Origin of the sequence: Paraburkholderia kururiensis JCM 10599 = LMG 19447 (genome assembly GCF_003986935.1) — a bacterium.
Classification (GTDB): domain Bacteria; phylum Pseudomonadota; class Gammaproteobacteria; order Burkholderiales; family Burkholderiaceae; genus Paraburkholderia; species Paraburkholderia kururiensis.
The window spans coordinates 57,772-78,495 of record NZ_RJZE01000025.1 but is presented as its reverse complement, the minus strand read 5'-3'; the positions used below and the strand labels follow the sequence as shown (position 1 = coordinate 78,495).

Annotated in this window: 21 protein-coding genes; 8 read left to right on the top strand and 13 right to left on the bottom strand. The window is 62.7% G+C overall.

From position 1 onward, the window contains the following. Window positions 1-235: 235 nt before the first annotated feature. The 5 genes from PKKP23_RS26385 (at window position 236) to PKKP23_RS26365 (ending at window position 4,071) form a co-directional block, all read left to right on the top strand. A complete protein-coding gene (locus tag PKKP23_RS26385) occupies window positions 236-1,024 on the top strand; it encodes an alpha/beta fold hydrolase (protein WP_126879056.1) in 789 nt (262 codons plus the stop codon). 216 nt (window positions 1,025-1,240) lie between these two features. After that, entirely contained in the window at window positions 1,241-1,822 is a 582-nt protein-coding gene (locus tag PKKP23_RS26380; protein WP_126879055.1) for a carboxymuconolactone decarboxylase family protein, read from the top strand. A gap of 214 nt (window positions 1,823-2,036) precedes the next feature. Further along, window positions 2,037-2,492 (top strand): RidA family protein, encoded by a 456-nt coding sequence (locus PKKP23_RS26375; RefSeq protein ID WP_026121451.1) that lies wholly within the window; start codon window positions 2,037-2,039, stop codon window positions 2,490-2,492. 242 nt (window positions 2,493-2,734) lie between these two features. Next, a complete protein-coding gene (locus PKKP23_RS26370; RefSeq protein WP_126879054.1) occupies window positions 2,735-3,295 on the top strand; it encodes a hypothetical protein in 561 nt (186 codons plus the stop codon). Beyond that, a complete protein-coding gene (locus PKKP23_RS26365; protein WP_017774881.1) occupies window positions 3,292-4,071 on the top strand; it encodes an alpha/beta fold hydrolase in 780 nt (259 codons plus the stop codon). The genes PKKP23_RS26370 and PKKP23_RS26365 overlap by 4 nt, the downstream gene beginning before the upstream one ends. A 938-nt stretch (window positions 4,072-5,009) precedes the next feature. On the opposite strand, the gene hutG is transcribed toward PKKP23_RS26365, so the two are convergent. The 8 genes from hutG to PKKP23_RS26325 form a co-directional block, all read right to left on the bottom strand. Next, a complete protein-coding gene (gene hutG, locus PKKP23_RS26360; protein WP_126879053.1) occupies window positions 5,010-5,828 on the bottom strand; it encodes an N-formylglutamate deformylase in 819 nt (272 codons plus the stop codon). Window positions 5,829-5,856: 28 nt separating this feature from the next. After that, entirely contained in the window at window positions 5,857-7,257 is a 1,401-nt protein-coding gene (locus tag PKKP23_RS26355; RefSeq protein ID WP_126879052.1) for a formimidoylglutamate deiminase, read from the bottom strand. After that, window positions 7,254-7,802, bottom strand: coding sequence for a HutD/Ves family protein (locus PKKP23_RS26350; protein ID WP_126879051.1), 549 nt, complete (start codon window positions 7,800-7,802; stop codon window positions 7,254-7,256). The genes PKKP23_RS26355 and PKKP23_RS26350 overlap by 4 nt, the downstream gene beginning before the upstream one ends. Next, window positions 7,799-8,563: an amino acid ABC transporter ATP-binding protein gene (locus tag PKKP23_RS26345; protein ID WP_017774877.1), complete on the bottom strand. Its 765-nt coding sequence runs from the start codon at window positions 8,561-8,563 to the stop codon at window positions 7,799-7,801. Before PKKP23_RS26345 ends, PKKP23_RS26350 begins: the two co-directional genes overlap by 4 nt. After that, complete coding sequence (locus tag PKKP23_RS26340) at window positions 8,560-9,228, bottom strand: amino acid ABC transporter permease (RefSeq protein ID WP_017774876.1); 669 nt, start codon at window positions 9,226-9,228, stop codon at window positions 8,560-8,562. The genes PKKP23_RS26345 and PKKP23_RS26340 overlap by 4 nt, the downstream gene beginning before the upstream one ends. Window positions 9,229-9,245: 17 nt before the next feature. Then, entirely contained in the window at window positions 9,246-10,019 is a 774-nt protein-coding gene (locus tag PKKP23_RS26335) for a transporter substrate-binding domain-containing protein (RefSeq protein WP_126879050.1), read from the bottom strand. Window positions 10,020-10,059: 40 nt separating this feature from the next. Next, entirely contained in the window at window positions 10,060-10,809 is a 750-nt protein-coding gene (locus tag PKKP23_RS26330) for an IclR family transcriptional regulator (protein ID WP_026121448.1), read from the bottom strand. Between the two features lie 586 nt (window positions 10,810-11,395). Beyond that, window positions 11,396-12,328 carry a LysR family transcriptional regulator gene (locus PKKP23_RS26325; protein WP_126879049.1) on the bottom strand — a complete coding sequence of 311 codons (933 nt, stop codon included), beginning with the start codon at window positions 12,326-12,328 and terminating at the stop codon, window positions 11,396-11,398. 217 nt (window positions 12,329-12,545) lie between these two features. On the opposite strand from PKKP23_RS26325, the gene PKKP23_RS26320 reads away from it, so the two are divergent. The 3 genes from PKKP23_RS26320 to PKKP23_RS26310 all read left to right on the top strand — a co-directional run bounded on the left by PKKP23_RS26320 (window position 12,546) and on the right by PKKP23_RS26310 (window position 15,890). Next, window positions 12,546-13,859 (top strand): serine hydrolase domain-containing protein, encoded by a 1,314-nt coding sequence (locus PKKP23_RS26320; RefSeq protein ID WP_126879048.1) that lies wholly within the window; start codon window positions 12,546-12,548, stop codon window positions 13,857-13,859. Window positions 13,860-13,923: 64 nt separating this feature from the next. After that, entirely contained in the window at window positions 13,924-14,790 is an 867-nt protein-coding gene (locus PKKP23_RS26315; RefSeq protein WP_126879047.1) for an NmrA family NAD(P)-binding protein, read from the top strand. A gap of 80 nt (window positions 14,791-14,870) precedes the next feature. After that, window positions 14,871-15,890 carry an aldo/keto reductase gene (locus PKKP23_RS26310; protein WP_126879046.1) on the top strand — a complete coding sequence of 340 codons (1,020 nt, stop codon included), beginning with the start codon at window positions 14,871-14,873 and terminating at the stop codon, window positions 15,888-15,890. A gap of 202 nt (window positions 15,891-16,092) precedes the next feature. Here the strand turns inward: PKKP23_RS26310 and PKKP23_RS26305 are convergent, their stop codons facing one another. The 5 genes from PKKP23_RS26305 to PKKP23_RS26285 are packed head-to-tail and all read right to left on the bottom strand — an operon-like array spanning window position 16,093 to window position 20,711. Then, window positions 16,093-17,061, bottom strand: a complete 969-nt coding sequence (locus PKKP23_RS26305) for an NAD-dependent epimerase/dehydratase family protein (protein ID WP_126879045.1) — start codon at window positions 17,059-17,061, stop codon at window positions 16,093-16,095. Then, on the bottom strand, window positions 17,058-18,083 hold the full coding sequence (locus PKKP23_RS26300) for a fumarylacetoacetate hydrolase family protein (RefSeq protein ID WP_126879044.1): 1,026 nt from the start codon (window positions 18,081-18,083) through the stop codon (window positions 17,058-17,060). Before PKKP23_RS26300 ends, PKKP23_RS26305 begins: the two co-directional genes overlap by 4 nt. Then, window positions 18,080-18,676 (bottom strand): cupin domain-containing protein, encoded by a 597-nt coding sequence (locus tag PKKP23_RS26295; protein ID WP_126879043.1) that lies wholly within the window; start codon window positions 18,674-18,676, stop codon window positions 18,080-18,082. Before PKKP23_RS26295 ends, PKKP23_RS26300 begins: the two co-directional genes overlap by 4 nt. After that, window positions 18,673-19,488 (bottom strand): cyclase family protein, encoded by an 816-nt coding sequence (locus PKKP23_RS26290; protein WP_126879042.1) that lies wholly within the window; start codon window positions 19,486-19,488, stop codon window positions 18,673-18,675. The genes PKKP23_RS26295 and PKKP23_RS26290 overlap by 4 nt, the downstream gene beginning before the upstream one ends. After that, window positions 19,485-20,711 carry an MFS transporter gene (locus tag PKKP23_RS26285; protein WP_126879041.1) on the bottom strand — a complete coding sequence of 409 codons (1,227 nt, stop codon included), beginning with the start codon at window positions 20,709-20,711 and terminating at the stop codon, window positions 19,485-19,487. The genes PKKP23_RS26290 and PKKP23_RS26285 overlap by 4 nt, the downstream gene beginning before the upstream one ends. Window positions 20,712-20,724: the final 13 nt, after the last annotated feature.

Below are 20,724 nucleotides of genomic sequence, written 5' to 3'. Positions count from 1 at the left end.
CGCCAGCGTCACCGTCGTATAGGTGGCGTGAAAGCCGTGCCTGCCTCGATGCATTAGTAAGATCGGAAGATCGCGGACAATTCGTCGATCCGCGCCCATCAGTTCCTCTCTGACGTAGCATTGATCTTGATTCCTAAGTTAAATCGAGATGCGCGACGCGCATCCAACGATCTTTCCAAAGACAAATTCAAATTCACGACATCGACACCCATGTCTCTTTAAGGAATCAATGTAGATGAAACTCCTCCTCGCTGCTCTTTCCATTTCAGCATTCGCGTTCGGTACCAATGCGATGGCTGCGCACAAACCCCCGATCGTTCTGGTCCACGGCGCTTTCGAAGACGCCCAGGTCTGGGGACATGTCACATCCAGGCTTCAGACCGATGGCTATAAGGTTGTGGCGGTTGAACTGCCAGGCCGTCCGGGCGCGCCCGCCACACCGGACAAAGTCAGCCTTGACCTCTATCGCGACACGGTGGTCGCAGCGCTGAACCAATCCCATCGCCCGGCCGTCGTGGTCGGCCACAGCTTCGGCGGCATCGTCATCGCCGACACCGCGGAAACGGCGCCAAATAGGATCAAGACTTTGGTCTTCGTTGCTGCGTACCTGCCGCAAAATGGCGACTCGCTAGTTTCGATGGCCAACAAGGATGCAGACGCCAAAATCGGACCGCACCTGCAGATCGACAAGGAAAAGGGCATTGCCTCCATCGATTATTCGGCACGCGCGGATCTCTTTGCGAATGGAGGTCCTGACGAATTGCGCAAGGCAATCCCGAATCTGATTCTGGATGAACCCGTGGGCCCGCTAGCAACGCCCGTGCACCTGACATCCACCAACTTTGGCCAGGTCGACAAGGTTTATATCCACACGGCCATGGACCAGGTCATCAGCCCCTCGTTCCAGGCGAAGATGGTTGCCGCAACTCCCGTGAGAGCGCAGTACACCCTGCAGACGGGACATACGCCTTTCCTTACCGATCCCGACGGACTGGCAAAGGCGATCGAGGCCGCTGCGAAATAGCCGGTCGCGGCCGGTTCACGAAGCGAGGCGTGACGGCTTCGTCATCCTCCGTTTCGCTTTCAAGTGCGTTGCTCCGGCGGGGCTCGATATATCCGGGCTTCCGCTCACTGTCCTGCGGGCCGCTCTTCGATGGTCTGTACCGAGTGTTCCACCCGATAGGCGCATGCGCATCCATTGTTTTAGACAATTTCTCTTGTTTCCAAAGGCAGAGCCAATATGTCCCGTCTTCAGATGCCCGCCACGATCGCAGATGCGCCCGCTGCTTCCCAGGCCTTCCTGGAAGCCATCAACAAGAAGCTGGGTGTTACGCCGAATCTGTTTCGTCTGATGGCCAACAGCCCTGCGGCGCTCGAGGGCTACCTCAGTCTGGCCGGAGCCTTGGCAAAAGGCGAGCTTCCAGTACAAATCGGCGAGCGCATTGCTCTCGCCGTCGCCGAAATCAACGGCTGCGACTATTGCATGTCGGCGCACAGCTATTTGGGAAAGAACGTAGCAAAGCTCGACGAAGCGGAAATGTCCGCCAATCGAAATGGTGGCTCTAATGATCCAAAGGCCGCGCCTGCCGTGCAGTTCGCCGCGAAGGTCGCGCACGAACGTGGCCACGTATCCGACGAAGATCTGCGCGTCATCAAGGCGGCTGGTTACACCGATGCGCAACTCGTCGAGATCGTTGCGCACATCGCACTTAGCGTCTTGACGAACTACGCGAACGTCGTTGCAAACACGGCGATTGACTTTCCCGTGGTGCGTACACATCAGCACCTGAAGAACGGGACTCGCACACTTCTCGATACGTGATGCGTTGGCCGAACTGATCGATTACTTCAACTCGGTGGAAGTGCGGCGATCATCCGCAAGAATAGCGCCAATGCGCGAGTCAGCCATTCACCTTGATACCCGGAATCAAGCCACAACCGACGATCGTCGTCCGCTGTATCGGATGCTCGATCTCACTGCGTCGCGCCAAGTCCAGGCCAAATCTGTTTCTATTCACCTAACGTCAAGCCCGAAGATGAACGTATTTGACCGGCTCGGGCAAGCGAGCCTACATTTGCCACTGCCCATCAACCCGCTTGGCTCCTATCGAACGGTTTCCGTTTCGGGGAGCCAACTGTATGTATCCGGGCTCGGCCCTTTCGAAGATGGCAAGCCAATCGTCGGAATCGTGGGCCGCGATATTTCACTCGAAAAAGCTCAAGACGCGGCCCGCCTGACGATGCTCATGATCCTGGCCTGTGTCGATGAGGCGTGCGGACTCGACAACGTCAAGCGATGCAGCCGGCTAACAGTCTACGTGCGTGCAGAACAGTCGTTCGCTCAGCATCCGCAAGTGGCCAATGGTGCCAGTGATCTTTTGCTGACGCTGTTTGGGCAAGACAATCTGCCGGCTCGAAGCGCACTGGGCGTGCATTCGTTGCCGATGGGCATCCCGGTTGAGATTGATAGCATTTTTGAGTTGAAGGGGTGACGAACATAGCTCAGCCGCGCGACGATGCCAGGTTGATGGGAGCCAATCAGCCGGCCAAAGCTGGTTCTGAATCCCGTCGCACAACGGGCACACATCGCGCTGTCTGGAGGGTAATACTGCCCGTCTTGTTTTCCAGAACAATCAATCCTTGCTCGTTCCGACGCCGCAAGCACTGCGATGGGGTCGCCACACGATTGCCCGCCCCCGAAAAGAGCCATCTATCTCCCCACCGGAATCTGATCATGCGTCAAATGATATTGACCGTTGTCGCCACACTGACTTTCTCTACGGGATGTTTCGCGAGCACTTCTGGCATCTATAAGGAACCCCTGGATGCGAAGACTCTGAACACACTTCGATCGGATTTTGGCCATCTCATGCAATTAGCCAACCGCCACGACTTCAAAGCGCTCCATGAGATGTTCTGGCAATCTCCTTCGGCCCTTCTCGTCGCTAAAAGTGCGATCCCTACGGAAGGGAACTGGGCTGGCTTCTGGGGCAATGAGGCGATCGATCAGAAACTGCGCGATATCGGAACCTCCGGCCCTGTCGTGCTGCGGCCGGATTATTCGAAATTCAAGGTCGTCGGCCTGACAAAGGACATAGCGCAATCTTATGCGCCAGCGGATATCACGGTCTCATATGCGGGTCAGGACGGAACCCCCAAGCCGTTTCTATTGTTAATCAACTGGATAAAAATCGGCAAAGACTGGAAGGTGGCTTCGGAGATCATTCTGCCTGTACCGCCGGCGCCTGACACATTTCACCAAGCAGACAACCTTAAGAAGGAAGACGGGTCATGACGATTAACAGACGTAACTTCTCGGCCGCCCTAGTTGCCGGCGCTGCCGCGTCGCTTATTTCTACTCGCAGCGTAGCAGCAACGCCTGCTCCGGGGAAGGCGCGCAATATCGTCCTCGTGCATGGGCTGTTCGCTGACGGGTCGTGCTGGTCGGAAGTGATATCGCGATTGCAGGCAGTGGGGCTCAATGCCACGGCTGTCCAAAACCCCTTGACGACATTGCCTGATGCGGTTGCCTCGGCCCAGCGGGTGCTGGAGCGGCAGGATGGTCCGACGGTTCTGGTCGGACATTCCTTTTCGGGAATGATCGTGACAGAAGCCGGTACGCATCCAGATGTTTCTGCCCTCGTCTATGTGGCTGCACGGGCACCGGACGCTGGCGAGGATTACACGGCGTTGGCCAGGACATATCCAACACCGCCCGCCTCCGCCGGGATTGTCTTCGACGGCGACGAAGGACGTCTTACCGAGGAAGCGTTTCTGCGCGATTTCGCAGGCGACCTTCCGAAAGCGAAGGCCAAGGTTCTGTATGCCGCGCAGGAGCCTTTCCAGAAGGCTCTGCTCACTGGCAGGACGACACAGGCCGCCTGGCGAACGAAGCCAAGTTTCTACGCGGTTTCAACTGAAGACCGAACGATCAACCCCGATCTCCAGCGTTTCATGGCCAAGCGTATGGGCGCCAAAACCATCGAGGTCAAAGCAAGCCATCTCTCGCTGATTTCCCATCCCGACGAGATCACCCAACTTATCATCAATGCTGCTGGATGGCGGGGCTAATGTTCGCGACCGTGATTCTCGTGAGCGATGTTCACGGAAAGGCTAAATCTTCTGCGTCAATTCTGATATCGCGGCTCACAGACGTTAGTGCAACGACTGGTCAGAAGACGACCAACGGATCTTGGGCACACCTCGCCTAGTTGAACCCATTGACGGTGCCAAGAGTATCGATCTGGTCGATGGCTGGAGGGCTACTTGCCGAGAGTCGGGAACAAGTCGAACAACCGTGGCTCTCATCGTTGCATCGTTGTGCGCTGAGTGACATTGCGAGGTTCCTGGCCGTAACCGAGGATATTGCGACCACAAGTCCGCTTGCGGGGTAAGGCCGGATTAGACGAAGACGCATCGAGATTTCGCTCTGCAACTCAATGCGCTTGCCCCTCCACGTCTGTGCGGCAGCTGTCTCATGTTGTTTGCGGCGAAGCAGTTCCCGTCGAATTGGCTGTGTCGACGGCGGGCAGTCATCAGTATCGATTCCAGACGAGTGGCCGGTTTCCAGCCGACTTCCGCCTACGGGCACGATGCGCTGAGCGGCAGCTCCGGGTCGGGTCACGCCCTTTGCATCGCGAGCACGCCCGCGACGATCGCCGCGCACGGTCGTGGGGCTCTGGTCGGCCAAAAAAGGGACCTTGACTCGATTGAGGCGCGAGACATTCAGGGGTCTCGTCAAGCCAACAAGCGGTCTTTCAGCACAGAGCGCCGACCTGAGCTGTCGACCTTAGCCGACGTAGTCACGGGGCCGCAGCACTTTTCCATGCGCTTCACTCTCTTCGACGCTACTGGGCTTTCACTTCCGCATTCGGAATACGCGCGCCTGCTCCGAGCGCTGGTGAAGTTCTGCAAGCGTGTATTGGCCAGAGCGTCCCTGCTCGGTCGGATGGGCGCTCGTGGTGTTCAGAACGTACTTCCAAGAGATCCCGCGGCAGGAAGTATCGCGCTCATTTCGCCCGCGAGGCGTTCGGAGTCAGCTTGACGATTGCGTCGAGCGCACCATTCACCATGCCGCGTACCACTGGCTCCACTTTCTTCGCGACTTCGGGCAGATAGTCGAACGGTGCGTCCTCGCTCATATAGGTGGACTGGCACATCTCCAGTTGCACCGCATGCACGCCGTCCTGCGGCGCGCCGGCGTGCCGAGTGATAAAGCCGCCCTTGAAGCGGCCGTTCGCAATCCACGTGAACGGACTTGCCGCGGCGACGCGCTGCACCGCTTCCTGCACGGAAAGCGCGGCGGTGCGGCCATCCTGGGTGCCGATATTCAGGTCCGGCAGCTTGCCTTCGAAAAGGCGCGGTAGCACGCTCGCTATCGAGTGCGCTTCCCACAGCAGCACGTTGCGATGCTGGCGGCGCAGGCGCGTCACTTCTTCATGTAGGGCGTCGTGATACGGCTGCCAGTACGTGGCCACTCGGCGATTGCGCTCCGCCGCGTCCGGCGCGCAGCCCTCGCGATACAGCGGCTCACCGCGAAAGGTTTCGGTCGGGCACAACGACGTGGTCGTCTGCCCGGGATAAAGGCTTTCGTCGTTCGACGGCCGGTTCAGGTCGATCACGTAACGCGACACGCGCGCACCGAGAATCGTGGCGCCGAGGGCGCGGGCGAATCCGTAGAGGCGGTCCAGATGCCAGTCGGTGTCAGCGACCGTCAGCGCGATATCGGTGTACCGGTCGCGCAGCGCATCCGGGATCTGAGTGCCCAGATGGGGAATGGAAATCATCAGCGGTGCATCGCCGCGTTCGAGTGAGAGAAGATCGTTCATGGTGCCTGGGATCGGTTGACGGTTGCGCTCAGGCGTCGGCGAGAAGCTGCGCCAACGCCCGGCGATAGTCCGCGTAAAGCCTGGTTTCGTCGCGATGACGGCGCTCGTGGATCACGCGCTCGCCGCCGACGAAGACGTCGCGCACCGGTGTTTCGCCGTGCTCGCAGAAGACGGTGGACGACAGCCACGTCGCGCTGGTCTGCTCCGCGAGATCGGGATGGTCAGGATCGAGCACGATCCAGTCCGCTCGCGCGCCCTGCTTGAGGGCGCCGGCCGCGCGGCCGGTCGCACGTGCGCCGCCCGCAAGCGCGCCCTGGAACAGACGGTCGGCGACATGCGATGCCTGCGGCGAGGCCAGCACGTTGCGCTGACGCCGCGCCAGCCGCTGGCCATATTCGAGCAGGCGCAGTTCCGCGCGCCAGTCCACGCCGATATGGCTATCCGAGCCGACGCCGAATGCGCCTCCTGCATCGAGATAGTCGCTTGCGGGGAACAGGCCGTCGCCCAGATTCGCTTCGGTCGTAAGGCACAGGCCTGCAATCGCGCCGCTCTTCGCGAGCGCGAGCGTTTCGCGTTCGTCGACGTGCGTCGCATGCACGAGACACCAGCGCGCACCGACATCGAAACGCTCGAGCAGCCATTGCACGGGCCGAGCGCCGAGCGCCGCAACGCAGTCATCGACCTCCGCGGTCTGCTCGGCAATGTGGATATGCACTGGCGCGCCGGGCGACATTGCGTCGAGTCCCTCGAGCGCGGCGCGTAATGAATCCCCCGATACAGCGCGCAGCGAGTGCGGCGCGATTCCGTAACGCAGCGCGCCATGCTCCGGACGCGCGGCGCGCAGCGTGCCGAGAAGCTCCAGAAAGGCGTCGGTCGCGTTGATGAAGCGGCGCTGGTCGGCGCGCGGCGGTCGTGCGCCGAAACCGCTGTACTGATAGAGCACCGGCAGCATCGTCATACCGATGCCGGTTTCGCAGGCGGCATCCACGACACGCTGCGCGAGTTCGGCCGGATGCGCGTGACGGCCGCCGTCCTGCGCGTGGTGCACGTAGTGGAACTCACAGACGGACGTATAGCCCGCCTTGAGCATCTCGACATACAGCCAGCGCGCTATCGCACCGAGCGTCTCGGGCGTGATGCGTGCGGCGAAGCGGTACATCAGGTCGCGCCAGCTCCAGAAGCTGTCCGTGGGATTGGCGCGGTATTCCGTGAGGCCGGCCATGGCGCGCTGAAACGCATGCGAATGCAGGTTCGGCATGCCCGGAATGACCGGCCCCGCTGCGCGCGCGGCATCCGCCGGCGCGGTGGTCGTGTCGGGCGTAACTGCGATGAGCGTACCCGCGTCGTTCCACTCGATCAGTACGTTGGTGCGCCAGCCGTCCGGCAGCAGCGCATGCGCTGCAAAGAGCGATTTCGGAGATGAATTCAAGAGTTGGCTTCCGTATCCAGCGACGTGCACACCAGCACGCCGTCTCCTTGTATGGCGATCTCGACGGGATTCGCCCGGTCGATGCGCAGCGTGTCGAGTGGCGTCAGCGCAATGCACGCCGGGCCGGCCCGCACCTCGACCGATCCCTGAGCGCAAAGCAGCAACGCCGTGTCAGCGGCGAAGGTCCGGCGCCCAGGCGCGCGCACGATGTCGACCGACGCGCGCGCCGCGCCGCGGTACGTCATCAGGTTAAACACCCGCACCGGGCCGTTTGCGAGGTGCGCCGTCACCGGCGCCTCGCCGGCGAAGCGAGCAACGTCGAACGCACCCAGGACACCTACGCCGCGGAGCGTCATCCCTGCGCCGTCGAGAACCATCAACAGGCGATCGACGCCTTCGAAGCGCGAGAACGGCCCGTCGCAATCGATATCGGCGATGCTCGCGCGCCAGGCGTGCGCACAAGACGCGACTTCGCGCGTGAGGCCGCCGCCGTTCTTCCACGGCGCCGCCGCGAGCGCGGCGCCGCGTATCAAAGTCGGGTTCATGCGCGCGACAGCACCGCCTGCAGGAAAGAGCGCGTGCGGGGTTGCGTGGGCGTCGAGAAAATCTGCGCGGGCGGCCCCGCTTCGACGATCTCACCGCCGTCCATCACGACCACGACGTCCGCCACTTCCTTCGCGAAGCCCATCTCGTGCGTGACGACGAGCATGGTCATGCCTTCGGAGGCGAGCAGCTTCATCACCTGCAGCACTTCGCCCACGAGCTCGGGGTCGAGCGCCGAAGTCGGTTCGTCGAAGAGCATGACGCGCGGCTGCATTGCCAGAGCCCGCGCGATGGCGACGCGCTGCTTTTGGCCGCCCGAGAGGCTGGCGGGCATTGCATGCGCCTTGTGCTCAAGGCCCACCTTCTTGAGCAAGGCGAGCGCGGCGGCCTCTGCATCGGCTTTCGAAGTGCCGCGCAGCATTCGCGGCCCCACCGTTATGTTGTGCAACACCGAAAGGTGCGGGAACAGATTGAACGACTGGAACACCATACCGACTTCGGTGCGCAGTGCGTTGAGCGAGCGTTCCTTTAGCACAGTGCCGTGATCGACGAGCCGGTGGCCGCAAATATCGATCGTGCCGCGCTCGGGCTGCTCCAGCCCGTTGCAGCAGCGCAGGAACGTGCTCTTGCCGGAACCGCTCGGCCCGATCACGACCACGACCTGGCTCGGCTGGATGTCGAAGTCGATGCCGTTCAATACGCGATGCGCGCCGAACGACTTCGTGAGTTCACGAATGCTGACGATTGGTTGAACGCTGCTCATTGCACCATGCCTCCTGCGCGCAGCCGCCGCTCGACGCGATGAAGAATGAAGTTGGTCGCCTGCGTGAGCACGAGATACACGAGCGCGATCACGATATACACTTCGAGCGACCGGTAGGACACGCTGATGATTTTCTGGCCTTCGTGCATGAGGTCGTCAATCGTCAGTAGCGACACCAGGGCCGAGTTCTTGATCAGCGCGATGAACTCATTGCCGAGCGGGGGAATCATGCGCACGATGGCCTGCGGCAGAATGATCGCGCGCATGGCCTGTCCCGACGACATGCCGATGGAGCGCGCCGCTTCCATCTGTCCTCGATCCACGGACTGAATCGCGCCACGCACGATCTCCGAGACGTAGGCCGCCGAATACAACCCGAGCCCGAGCATGCCGCAGACGAACGCGGGGAGCAGGATGTTGAACTGCGGCAGGCCAAAGAACAGCAGGAACAGCTGCACGAGCAGCGGTGTGCCGCGGAAGAAGATCAGGTAGCCGGTGCAAAAGCCGTAGACGAGCCGCCGTTGCGGATAGAGCCGGCCGATGCCAATCAGGAGGCCGAGCAGGCACGAGAGCACGAGCGCGGCGGCGGTCACTTCAACTGTGACCAGCGCGCCGTGCGCGATGTCGGCCCAACCGGCGAACGCCGGCGTGAAGTCGAGTTGCATGAGTCAGGTCCGCCGGATTACTTGGCGTTCGCCGCAGTGCTGGCACTCGTGCCGAACCACTTCTTCACGATGGCGTCGTAGGTGCCGTCCGTCTTGATCTTCGCAAGCGCGGCGTTCATCTGGTCTCGTAGTTGCGGTTCGTCCTTGCGCACCGCGATGCCGTACGCTTCGGTCGTCAACTCCTTCTCGAGCACGCGGAAACCGGGGCGCGTGCGCACAAACTGATACGCGGCGGGCTTGCCAGTGACGGCGGCATCGGCGCGGCCGATACCAACGAGATCAAACATCTCCTGGTTCTTTTCCACCTCCACTCGCTGCACCTGCGGATAGTTGTCACGCAGGAAATTGACTGACTTCGTGCCGACCTGCACGCTTACTTTCTTGCCGTTGAGATCGGCGAGGGTCTTGATCGGCGAGTCCGCCTTGACCAGCGCGGAGAGACCGCCCGCGAAGTACGGCTGCGTGAAGTCGACAACCTGCGCGCGCTCCGGCGTGATGTAGATGGCTGAGATTGCTGCGTCGAAACGGCGCGCCACGAGACCCGGAATCAGCCCCTTGAAGTCGATGTCGGTCCACTGCACCTGCTTGCCCATAGTCTTGGCCAGCGCGTTCATGATGTCGATGTCGAAGCCGGTGCGCTGGCCTTTGTCGACGAATTCCATCGGCGGGAAAGTGGCGTCGGTCGCGACATTGAGCACGTTCGAATCCTGCGCGGACGCCGTGCCGGGCGAGATCGCGGTCATCAGCGCCATGCCAAGGGTTGCAGCGGAAAGAAGGCTTTTCAGTTTCATGGTGTGGGCTCCAGAGTGTGTGGTCGTCGTTGGGTGAGGTTCAGGCAGATTGCAGTCGGGTGGAGATGCTGTTGGCCGTGCGCACGGTCCAGTCGGCGAGTTGTTGTTCGCGGCCCGCAGCGCGCGAGGACGGAGCCATCAGCGTGATCGATGCGCTCGCGCCCGCGCCGCGCGACATGCGCCGGAACACGGGCGCACTCACGCCCCAGACGCCGGGATCGACTTCGCTGTCGCTCACGGCGTAACCGCGCGCGCGAATGCGCTCGAGCTCCGTTTCGAGGGCGGCCCGCGCCGCGTCGTCGCCGGCGAACTGGCGCTCCAGTGTTTCGTTGCGCGTTTTCTGCGCCATGAAGGCGAGCAGCGACTTAGCGGACGCACCTGCGCGCAACGGCACCGCGCGGCCTTTTTCGAACGAGCAACGCAGCGAGTGCGTGCTCTCGACCATCTCGAGGCAGATCACCTGGTCGTTCACGGCGATGATGAGCCCGACGCTCTCCTGCGTCGCGCGCGAGAGCTCCGCCATGCCGTCGCGACTCGCTTCGACCAGCATCGAATTGATGTCGAAGCCGAGTGCGAGCTGCAGGCTCACAGGACCAGGGGCATAGCAGCCCGCGTCTTCCGTCACGAAGCCCCAGCGCTTAAGCAGCGCGATTTGGCGATAGAGCGTGCTTTGCGCGAGGCCGGTCACGCCGAGCATGTCCTTCACGGACATGGCCTTGCCGTGGCTCGCGAGCGCAGCAAGTACGAGCAGCAGGCGCTCGGCGCCGATGACGCTGGATTCCTGTTTCACGTTGAGTTTTGCCCGAAGAGATGCGATTCCGATGACGCAGAATGCCACGTCGCTCCCGCCGGACAAAAATGCGATTCCCACTCATTGGGAATTATGAGTCAGGGTTTACGCTATCTCGCACCTAAAACGATGCTCAGGCGCAGCAGTACCGCAACGCCAACGTCGCCTCGATCGCACGGCGCCAGGCACTGTTAGCTCTTTTGAGTTTGGAACTGCCAGCTTGAAACACTCGCGGGCTAATCGACTGGTCGGAGGAAAGCAGCGATGGTTTCTTCCAACACATGGTCTCGTTTGACGCGTCGTTTGATCAGGGCGCGACATCGCGTTCCGTGATTTTTTAGATTTCGGCCCTGCGGTCGAATGACCGGTGTATTTCATTACCCGACGCGAAAATCATGATCGAGCGACCAGCGGTTCAGGGTCGTGTTATGCCTGTCGCGTCGCGCGGCCGCCCGGCGGTGTTCGTCGCGCTCTTTGGTCGGGCGGTAGCCGGCCAACAGTCGACGTTCGCGGCATAAACATGGACGACCGCTGACGATCGGTAACCGGCCGACTTACCTCGCCTCGCCAACTCGCCGCAGCAGCACTAGCTCGTGCCGATGCGGCAGTTATCGCTGGTCAGCTCGATAACAAAGTCGAGAAAAGCCCTCGTCTTTGCCGGCAGATGATGCCGCGACGGGTAGTAGGCGTAAAAGGGATACCGCTCGTCTGTCCATTCCGGAAACAGATTGACCAGGCGACCCTCGGCAATCAGATGCTCGGCGCCAAGCAGCAGCATCTGTGCAATTCCTGAGCCGGCGAGACATGCATTGAGAAGCGCGCCAGGATCGTTGACCGTGAGGCGACCTCGGGTGTCGACCAGGATGCGTTTTCGCCTGCGATGGAATTCCCACGGGAACGGCTTGCCCGTCTGCGGATTACGAAATTCAAGACATCTGTGGTGGCCGCTTTCGAGTTCTTCCGGTTTGGCAGGGCATCCCCAACGGGCGACATACGACGGCGCCGCGACCGTCACAATGCCGCTATCGAGCAGTTTTCGCGCGATCAGGGTGGATGTCCTGGGCTCGCCGAATCGTAGCGCGAGGTCGAAGCCGTCCATGACGAGGTCGCCCAGACTATCTCGCGCAATGAACTCGATTTCGAGCTCGGGGTGCGCGTCCATGAACTCATCAAGCCGTTGCCCGAGAATGATCCGGTAGAAAACGGGATCCAGATTGACTCTCAGCTTTCCGCGCACAGCCGACGCGCCACCTGCCGCGGCAGCGGCTGCTTCCTCCAGTCCTGCGAGGTGGGGCATGACCTGCTCGTAAAAGCGGCGGCCCTCTTCTGTCAGGGAGACGGACCGTGTCGTTCGGTTGAAGAGCCGGATCTTCAATTTCTTCTCCAGCCTCGCAATCGCCCGACTGACGCCTGGCGGCGACATGCCTAAGACTTCCGAAGCGGCCGCAAAGGTCCCTGCATCGACTACCGCAGCGAACACGCTAATGCCGCCGGACAACTTCTCGCTACTGGATTTCATGGTCTCGTGCGTACTACGGGTGATGGATAGCAAGCGATCGGCTTAAGAACAGCGCAGCATCATCGCACCGGACGGCCACGCCGCATACAGGTTGTAACCATGCCTCATTAGTGACCCAGTGTCACTTATCTAATGCCATCCATGTCATTTGGTTTCGAGCGGCATTTCCGCAGAATGCGCCTCACCGAAACATCATTCATTCGGAGAGGAACGCAAAATGACTGCTCGACTGAATCGGCGTCATCTTTTGAAAGGGGCGTCGAGCCTGCTGGCCGTCGCGACGCTTGGCGGGTTCGCAAGCCGTCATGCACAGGCGGCGCCACGCCGTTCGACAGGGGACGCGGCGCTGATCCATCACCCGGCCTGCACATCGATCGATCAATGCCTGCAAGGGGCCGTCGACGATGGCACGGTAGCCGGTGTTGTCGCCATGGGTGCGACGGAACGCGGGATCGCGTACGAGGGAGCGCGCGGTCGGGCGAATATTCATGGTCGGGAGGCCATCGGCCCTGACACCATCTTCTGGCTCCTGTCGATGACCAAGGCGATTACTTCCACCGCGTGCATGCAACTCGTCGAACAGGGCAAGCTGCGACTGGATCAGCCTGCTGGTGAGATCCTCCCGCAGTTGAAGGCGCCCCGGATTCTCGAGGGGTTCGACGCTTCAGGACAGCCGAAGCTGCGCCCCGCGCGTAACGCGATCACGGTGCGTCACCTGCTGACGCATACCTCCGGCTTCACATACAGCATCTGGAGCGACAGGCTGAGCCAATACGAGAAGGCGACGGGCATGCCCGACATCGGCTACTCGATGAACGGCGCATTCGCGGCGCCGCTCGAGTTCGAGCCCGGCGAACGCTGGGAGTACGGCATCGGCATGGACTGGATCGGCAAGCTGGTCGAAGCGGTGACGGACCAGTCGCTGGAGGTCTACTTCCGCGAGCACATCTTCGAACCGCTGGGCATGCGTAACACGGGCTTCCTGATCGGCAGTGCGCAAAAACAGCGCGTCGCCACCATGCACAGGCGTCAGGCAGACGGGTTACTGGTGCCCGAGCCGTTCGAGATCAACCAGCGCCCCGAGTTCTTCATGGGCGGTGGTGGACTGTTCAGTACGCCACGCGACTACATGGCGTTCCTGCAGATGCTGTTGAACGGCGGCACGTATCGCGGCGAGCGCGTTCTGCGTGCCGACACTGTCGCGATGATGTTTCGCAACCACATCGGTGATCTGCAGGTTACCGAAATGGAGACGGCCCAACCGTCGTGGTCGAACAGCTTCGATCAGTTTCCGGGCGCGGCGCACAAGTGGGGATTGTCGTTTTACATCAACACCCAGCCCGGACCACACGGACGCAGTGCTGGCAGCGTGAGCTGGGCCGGGCTGCTGAACACGTACTTCTGGGTGGATCCCGTCAAGCGCGTCGCCGGATCGCTTTTTACACAGATGCTGCCTTTCTACGATGCTCGCGTGGTGAATCTCTACGGGCAATTCGAGCGGGCGTTTTACGACGGTTTGCAGCGCGCCTGAGCGCCTCGCGGCCGCTGCTTCGGCGAGGCGCCACTTTTATTTACCCATGCAAGGAGAACGAGCAATGTTTGCGATTACGGGAATCACGGGCAAGGTCGGCGGCGCAGTTGCCCGCCGGCTTCTCGCGGCAGGTCAACCGGTGCGTGGCGTTGTGCGCGACGTCACACGAGCGGGAGCATGGGCGGAACGCGGCTGCGAACTCGCGACGGCTCGCATGGAAGACGCTTCGTCGCTCACCGCTGCGTTCGAAGGCGCAAAGGGTGTTTTCATCTTGCCTCCTTCCGAGTTCGATCCGGAGCCTGGATTTCCGGGGGCGCGGGCGGTGATCGACGCCGTGTCGACGGCGATTGTGAAGGCACGACCCGAAAAAGTGGTTTGCCTGTCGACGATCGGGGCTCAGGCGCACGAAAGCAATTTGCTCACTCAGCGCACCTTGATGGAGCAGGCGTTGTGCGAGATGCCAATGCCGGTGACCTTCCTGCGGCCGGGCTGGTTCATGGAAAACGCGGCATGGGACGTCGCGTCCGCGCGTGACGACGGTGTTATCGCCAGTTACCTGCAGCCGCTCGACAAGCCCGTACCGATGGTTGGCACCGCAGACGTCGGGCGAGTTGCGGCCGAACTTCTCCAGCAGACGTGGAGCGGCGTACGCGTCGTCGAGCTCGAAGGCCCGCGCCGGGTATCGCCCAACGATCTCGCGTCGACATTCGCTCGCGTGCTCGGCCGCCCCGTCCGCGCCGAGGTGGTCGACAGGCAGACCTGGGAGGCGCTGTTCCGCTCGCAGGGCATGAAATATCCGCTGCCACGGATGCGCATGCTGGATGGGTTCAACGAAGGTTGGATCGATTTCGAGAGCAATCCTGACGAAATAGTCCGCGGTGATGTCGAGCTTGATACGGTTCTGGGCGAGCTTGTGTCACGTTCCGTCTGAACGGAGCCGATTGGCCGACGCGGGCAACTGCGCGTGGACAGGCCATTGCATCTCATTGCCGTACACACAAGGAATACACGATGGAATACAGCACACTGGGTAGAACCGGCCTGCGCGTCTCACGGCTGAGCCTGGGCGCAATGACGTTCGGGGCCGGCTCAGGCGTCTGGAGCGACATTGCCGGACTGGACAGCGCTCAGGCCGCCCGGCTTGTCGCGATGGCCGTGGAGCGCGGCGTCAACCTGATCGACACGGCGGACGCTTACTCACAGGGCCGCTCCGAAGAAGTTGTGGGGGAGGTTCTACGCGTGCTGGGCCTCGACGAAAGCCGGATGCTCGTCGCGACCAAGGTCCGGCTGCGCACCGGCTCCGGCCATAACGACGTGGGGTTGGGCCGCTCGCACATCATGCGCACGGTGGAGACAAGTCTGAAGAGAATCGGCCGCGATCACATCGACCTGTTCCAACTGCACGATCGCGACTTACTTGTGCCGCTCGATGAAACGCTTCGTGTTCTCGATGACCTGGTTACACAGGGCAAGGTGCGTCACATCGGCGTGTGCAATTTCAGCGCTGCTGATATCGAGCGGGCGTTCGGCATAACGACCCGCACAGATCGCATACCTCTTGCGAGCAATCAGGTTCACTACTCGCTGACGAGTCGCGACGTCGAGCACGAAGTCATGCCTGTCGCTGCGGCAAACAAGCTGGGCCTGCTGGTCTGGAGCCCGCTCGCAGGCGGTTACCTGAGCGGCAAGTACGGACCGACGCGTGAGACTGCGGGGCGCCGTGCGAAACTCGACTTTCCGCCCGTTGATGCGGTCAGGGCCGCGCCAATCCTTGAAGTATTGCGTGAAGTGGCCAACGAACTGGCGACTATGCCAGCGCAAGTCGCACTGGCGTGGCTACTCGCGCGCGAGCAGATGACTTCTGTCATCGTCGGAGCTCGAACGCCGGAGCAGCTCGCGGAAAATCTCGATGCGCAAAACCTTCTGCTGACCCCTGAACAGCTCACGCGCCTCGATGAGGTCTCTGCGACGCCAATGCCGTTTCCGCATTGGATGCAACACTTCCATGACCGGGATCGCGTTCCCCGGTGATCAGCAACAGCACGGTAGAGAGCAGACGTGACTGTACGACCCTGAACGGTGGCAACGGGTATGAGGCGTGCGGCATATCCGCTTCCGGGCCAGGGCAGCGCTATTTAACCCGCCCCAGGGTTGCGCCGCGACCCATAAAGCCCGCACCCTTTGCTGAGTGGCGCTGAATCTAACGTTCGGTCGCGTCAACACAAACACTCATCTATTTCAGGGTTCCGTCTTCCCCCTCGAGCGCGGCCTCTACGAGCGCGTCGATCGTGCCATCGTCCCTGAAACCGGCCGCGAGCGCGCGGTCGTCCGTGAGTGGCGGTTGCCTTCCGAAGCGCTGTTCGATGCGCTCCACGGGCGCGTAGTCGATCTCGAACGCGCCGAAACGCTGGCGCAAGGCCTCCACGATCTGGCCCACGGACAGATGCAATACCGGAGGCGTCCAGACTCGCCCGGCATGCAGATGCGCCGCCGGCATGCGTGCGGCGTGCAGCAGGTTGTCGACGCAGCATCTTCGCGACATCCACCATACGGTGGCCGCGGGCGAAACGGGGCACGTATAGGCCTCGCCGCGCTGCGCCATGCGAAAAAGCTGGCTCATGAACGCCGACCCATGCCCCGACGACAACTCCGGCCGCGCCACGATGCCCGGCAAACGCAGCGAGCGGCCGTCGAGCATGCCGCGGCGCGTCCAGTCAGCGAGGAGCAGTTCGCCGACGAGCTTGTGCGTGCCGTAGCTGATGGTCGGTTGTGGCGCTGTGCGCTCATCGACGGAGCAAGGCAACGGTTCGCCTAACACCGCGACGCTGCTCGCGTAGACGACGCGCGCCGCCCGTCCTTCGTACTGCGCCGCCTGCTTCGCGAGACGTTCGAACAGCGCGAGCATGCCCCACAGATTCACGCTGTCGCCCACGGCCGGCTCGGCTTCCGCCTGCGCGCCCGGCACGCTTGCCAGATGAAAGACGACGTCCACCGGTTTCGCCAGGAGCGGTTCGAGCACCTGCGGACTGCCGAAATCGCCGGCAACCGCGGTAACGCGAGCATCGCCTTGCGCCAGCCCCATCTGCCGATCGATCAGCACGAGTTCCGACAGATCGCCGCGCTGCGCGATGCCTTCGCGCAGCAGCCGGTGGACGAGTGCGGTCCCGACGAACCCGCCGGCTCCCGTGACGAGCACTCTCATGATCGCGGCGCCTCGTTTGCAACCTCTTCTGCGCCACGAAGCGCACGCACCACCTGCTGGTCGATCGACCCAAACGGCGCGCCGCCCGCGTCGTCGCGAGCCGTCATGCGAACCCGGTCGCCAAACTGCATGAACGGCGTGCGCGCCTTTCCTTCGTCGATCATTTCGATCACGCGCCGCTCGGCAATGCATGCGGACCCTGCGTGGCGGTCCACGTTCGACACCGTACCGGAGCCGACGATCGTCCCCGCCGACAGCCTGCGCGTGCGCGCGGCATGCGCGATGAGATCGCCGAAACCGAAGTTCATTTCACCGCCATGCGGGTACCCGAACCAGCGATCGTTCCAGTCCACATGCAAACGCAGATGCACGCGGCCGTCGTGCCAATGCTCACCCAGTTCGTCCGGCGTGACCGCGACGGGCGCAAAGCTCGTGGAGGGCTTGGCCTGCAAAAAACCGAAGCCGGTCTTCATCTCGCGCGGCCCGAACGCGCGCAGGCTCCAGTCGTTGAGCTGCACGACGAGGCGGACGTGCCGAAGCGCATCGCGAGGCGACACGCCCATCGGCACGTTCGCCACCACCACGCCGAACTCGCCTTCGAAGTCGATGCCGTGGTCTTCGTCAGGCAAAGGCACATCCTGATGCGGCCCAAGAAAGTCGTCGCTCGCGCCCTGGTACATGACCGGCACCGTATCGAACTCCGGAATGGGCGGCGTATTGAACGCCTGTTCCATCAGGCGGCCGTGGTTGAGGAACGCCGAGCCGTCGCACCATTGCGGGCTGCGCGGCAACGGCGCGGCGCAGGCCCGCGGATCGAACGGGCGCGCCTCGGGCAAGGCGCCGGCATTGAGCGCGTCGTAACGTGCCTCGAGAAGCGGCGCGACTGCGTCCCAACGTTGCAGCGCATCGAGCAACGTCGGCGCAATCGGCGTGGCCTCCACCGCATAACGAAGGTCGCGCGACACGAGCAGCAGGCGGCCGTCGGCGCCATCCACGCCACCCGGCAACGAACTGAATTTCATTGCGTCTCCCCTTGCGCTCTGCTCGCGAGCGCGGCGGCAATGGCCGGGTCGTAGACGCCGTCGATCAATACGAACAGCATCCGGCACATACGCCCCGAACGATTCGCCCAGGCATGGTTGGTCCCACGCTGAATCACCACGCTGCCCGGCTTCAGCGCGACCTCGGCATCGTCCAGAATCAACGTCATCTCGCCTTCCATCACGACGCCATAGTCGATCGACTCCGTGCGATGCATGAGCGGATGCGGCGAATCGGCCTGGACGGTGGACGCATCGGCATCGCCTATCTGGCTGAACGCGGCATGCATGTTCGCGGCGCCGTGCGCAAGAAACTCCGGCGTGTCGGGCGGAATGTCGACGAAGCGCATGCGCGTGCCCTGGCTGGGCGGCGGCAACATGAGCGCGCCAACGGTGGGGTCGGAGCCGTTGTTCACCACAGCCGGACTTTCCGACGTGCTCCAGACTTCGTGGAACACCGTGCCGGGGATCGCGGCAATCTCTGCAACGGTAGGCAACGGCCCATCGGACACGACGATCGCCCGGCCGTTGGCGTCATGGCCGGTCACGACGCGGCGAATGGTGGGAAAGCTCATGCCGCGGGCTCCGCATTGGGTTGATCGAAAATCGCGACGGCACGCGTCCAGCCCGCCGAAGCGCCGCGAATCTTGTGCGGAAAGCAGCTGATCGTGAAGCCGGTGGGCGGCAGCGCTTCGAGGTTGTGCAGTTTCTCCAGATGGCAATAGCCGATGTCGCGTCCGGCCTTGTGCCCTTCCCAGATCAGCGACGTATCGCCCGTCTGCGCAATCTTCTTCGCGGTATAGGAGAACGGCGCGTCCCAACTCCAGGCGTCGGTGCCCGTCAGGCGCACGCCACGCTCCAGCAGATACAGCGTCGCCTCGTAGCCCATGCCGCAACCTGCGTTGACGTAATCGCCGTGCCCATAGCGCGAGCCGGCCCGCGTGTTCACGACGACGATGTCGAGCGGCTGCAACGTGTGGCCGATACGTACCAGCTCGGCCTCGACATCGGCGGCGCTCGCGACGTAGCCGTCCGGGAAATGGCGGAAATCGAGCTTCACGCCGGGCTGGAAACACCACTCCAGCGGCACCTCGTCGATCGTGATGGACGGCCGCGCCTCGCCGAGCTTCGCGTCCATGGTCGAATGGAAATGCCAGGGCGCGTCCAGATGCGTGCCGCTGTGCGTGGTGAGCGTGACCCATTCCGCGGCGGCGGCCTCGCCGTCCGGATAGTCCTCGAGCTTCGTGCCCGGCAGCATGGCCATGAACTCGGGCAACGTGTCTGCGTGCTTCTGGTACGTGATCTTCGGCGCGAGCGGCGGCGGATCAGACAGCACATCGTTCTCCAGATAGATGGAGAGATCGACAAACCGGCGAACAGGCTTCATGCCTTGACTCCTTGCGAATCAGGACGGCTCTCGAGCCGCGAAAAGCAGAACACCGCCGCCACCGCCATCACGACCGCCGCAACGCCCAGGCTGCCGTAGCCCGAGTGCTTGACGAGCGTGCCGCCCAGGAGCGGCCCGACCGCGGCGCCCGTCATCAGCATGGCCGGCGTCGCGGCAACGGCGCGTCCAGTACGGTCGATGCGGGCGAGCATGCCGAAGGCGAAGGTGTGGGTGAAGATCATCACGGCGGCAAAGACCGAGGTGGCCGCTGCATACGGCCCGAAGGTCGCGCTCTGCGTGATGATCAACGCCAGCGCAGCCTGCACGATGGGGCCGGCCTGCACCACCCTGCGGCCGGCAATGCGCCGTTCGAGCAACCCCGCCACAGGCGCCGGAAACAGGTTGACGAGGCCGAGCGCGATCAGCGTGCCCGTCACCGCGCCGAAGCCGAAGCCGTGGTCGAGTCCGATGCGCTGCACGAAGCTGAAGAGCATCGACTGCGTGAGCCCCATGCATCCCACGCCCACCATGCCGAACCAGACCGCGCGCTCGAAGCGCGGCTCGGCCACCGTCGTCGTGCTGCGTTGCGCGCGAACGGACGGAAACGCCAGCGCGCAGGCCACCGTCGCCACACCCATGACGCCCGCGAAGACGCGAAACAGCGTGGGACCGCCGTGTTGCGCGATCAAGGCAGGCGTCGCGCCCAGAAACGCGATCGCGAACACACCCAGCGCGAGCCCCGCAATAGCGAACAGGCGATGCGGATGGCGGCTGCGTCCAATCGTGCCGTGCGTAAAGCTCAAGCCGCATCCCACGGCAATACCGGCCAAGGCGTGCAGCATCGCCATCGCCGCATAGCCGTCTATCGCGACGACGCCGACAAACGCGAGCGTCGCCACGCCGAAGCCGAGCGTCGCCATGACGCGCGCCGGCAGACGGTTCAAGCGCGGCGAGAAGAACAGGCTGGCCACCACGGCGCCCGCCAGAAAGAGCGTGGCGAGCAGCCCGGCCTGTTCTGCATCGAGCCGGTATGCGCCGATCAAGGTGCCCACCCATACCGGCAAGGCAACCAGATCGACCATGCCGGCACAGTGCGAGACCATCAGGACAACAATGCCGGATGTGCGCAACCGGGCTGCTGAATCCGTGTCCGCATCGGTGCCGCCCGGGAGGTCGACGTGCGCGGCATGCGCCGCGTGTGTCGCAGAAAGGTTCGTTTCCATCGCGACTCCCGTC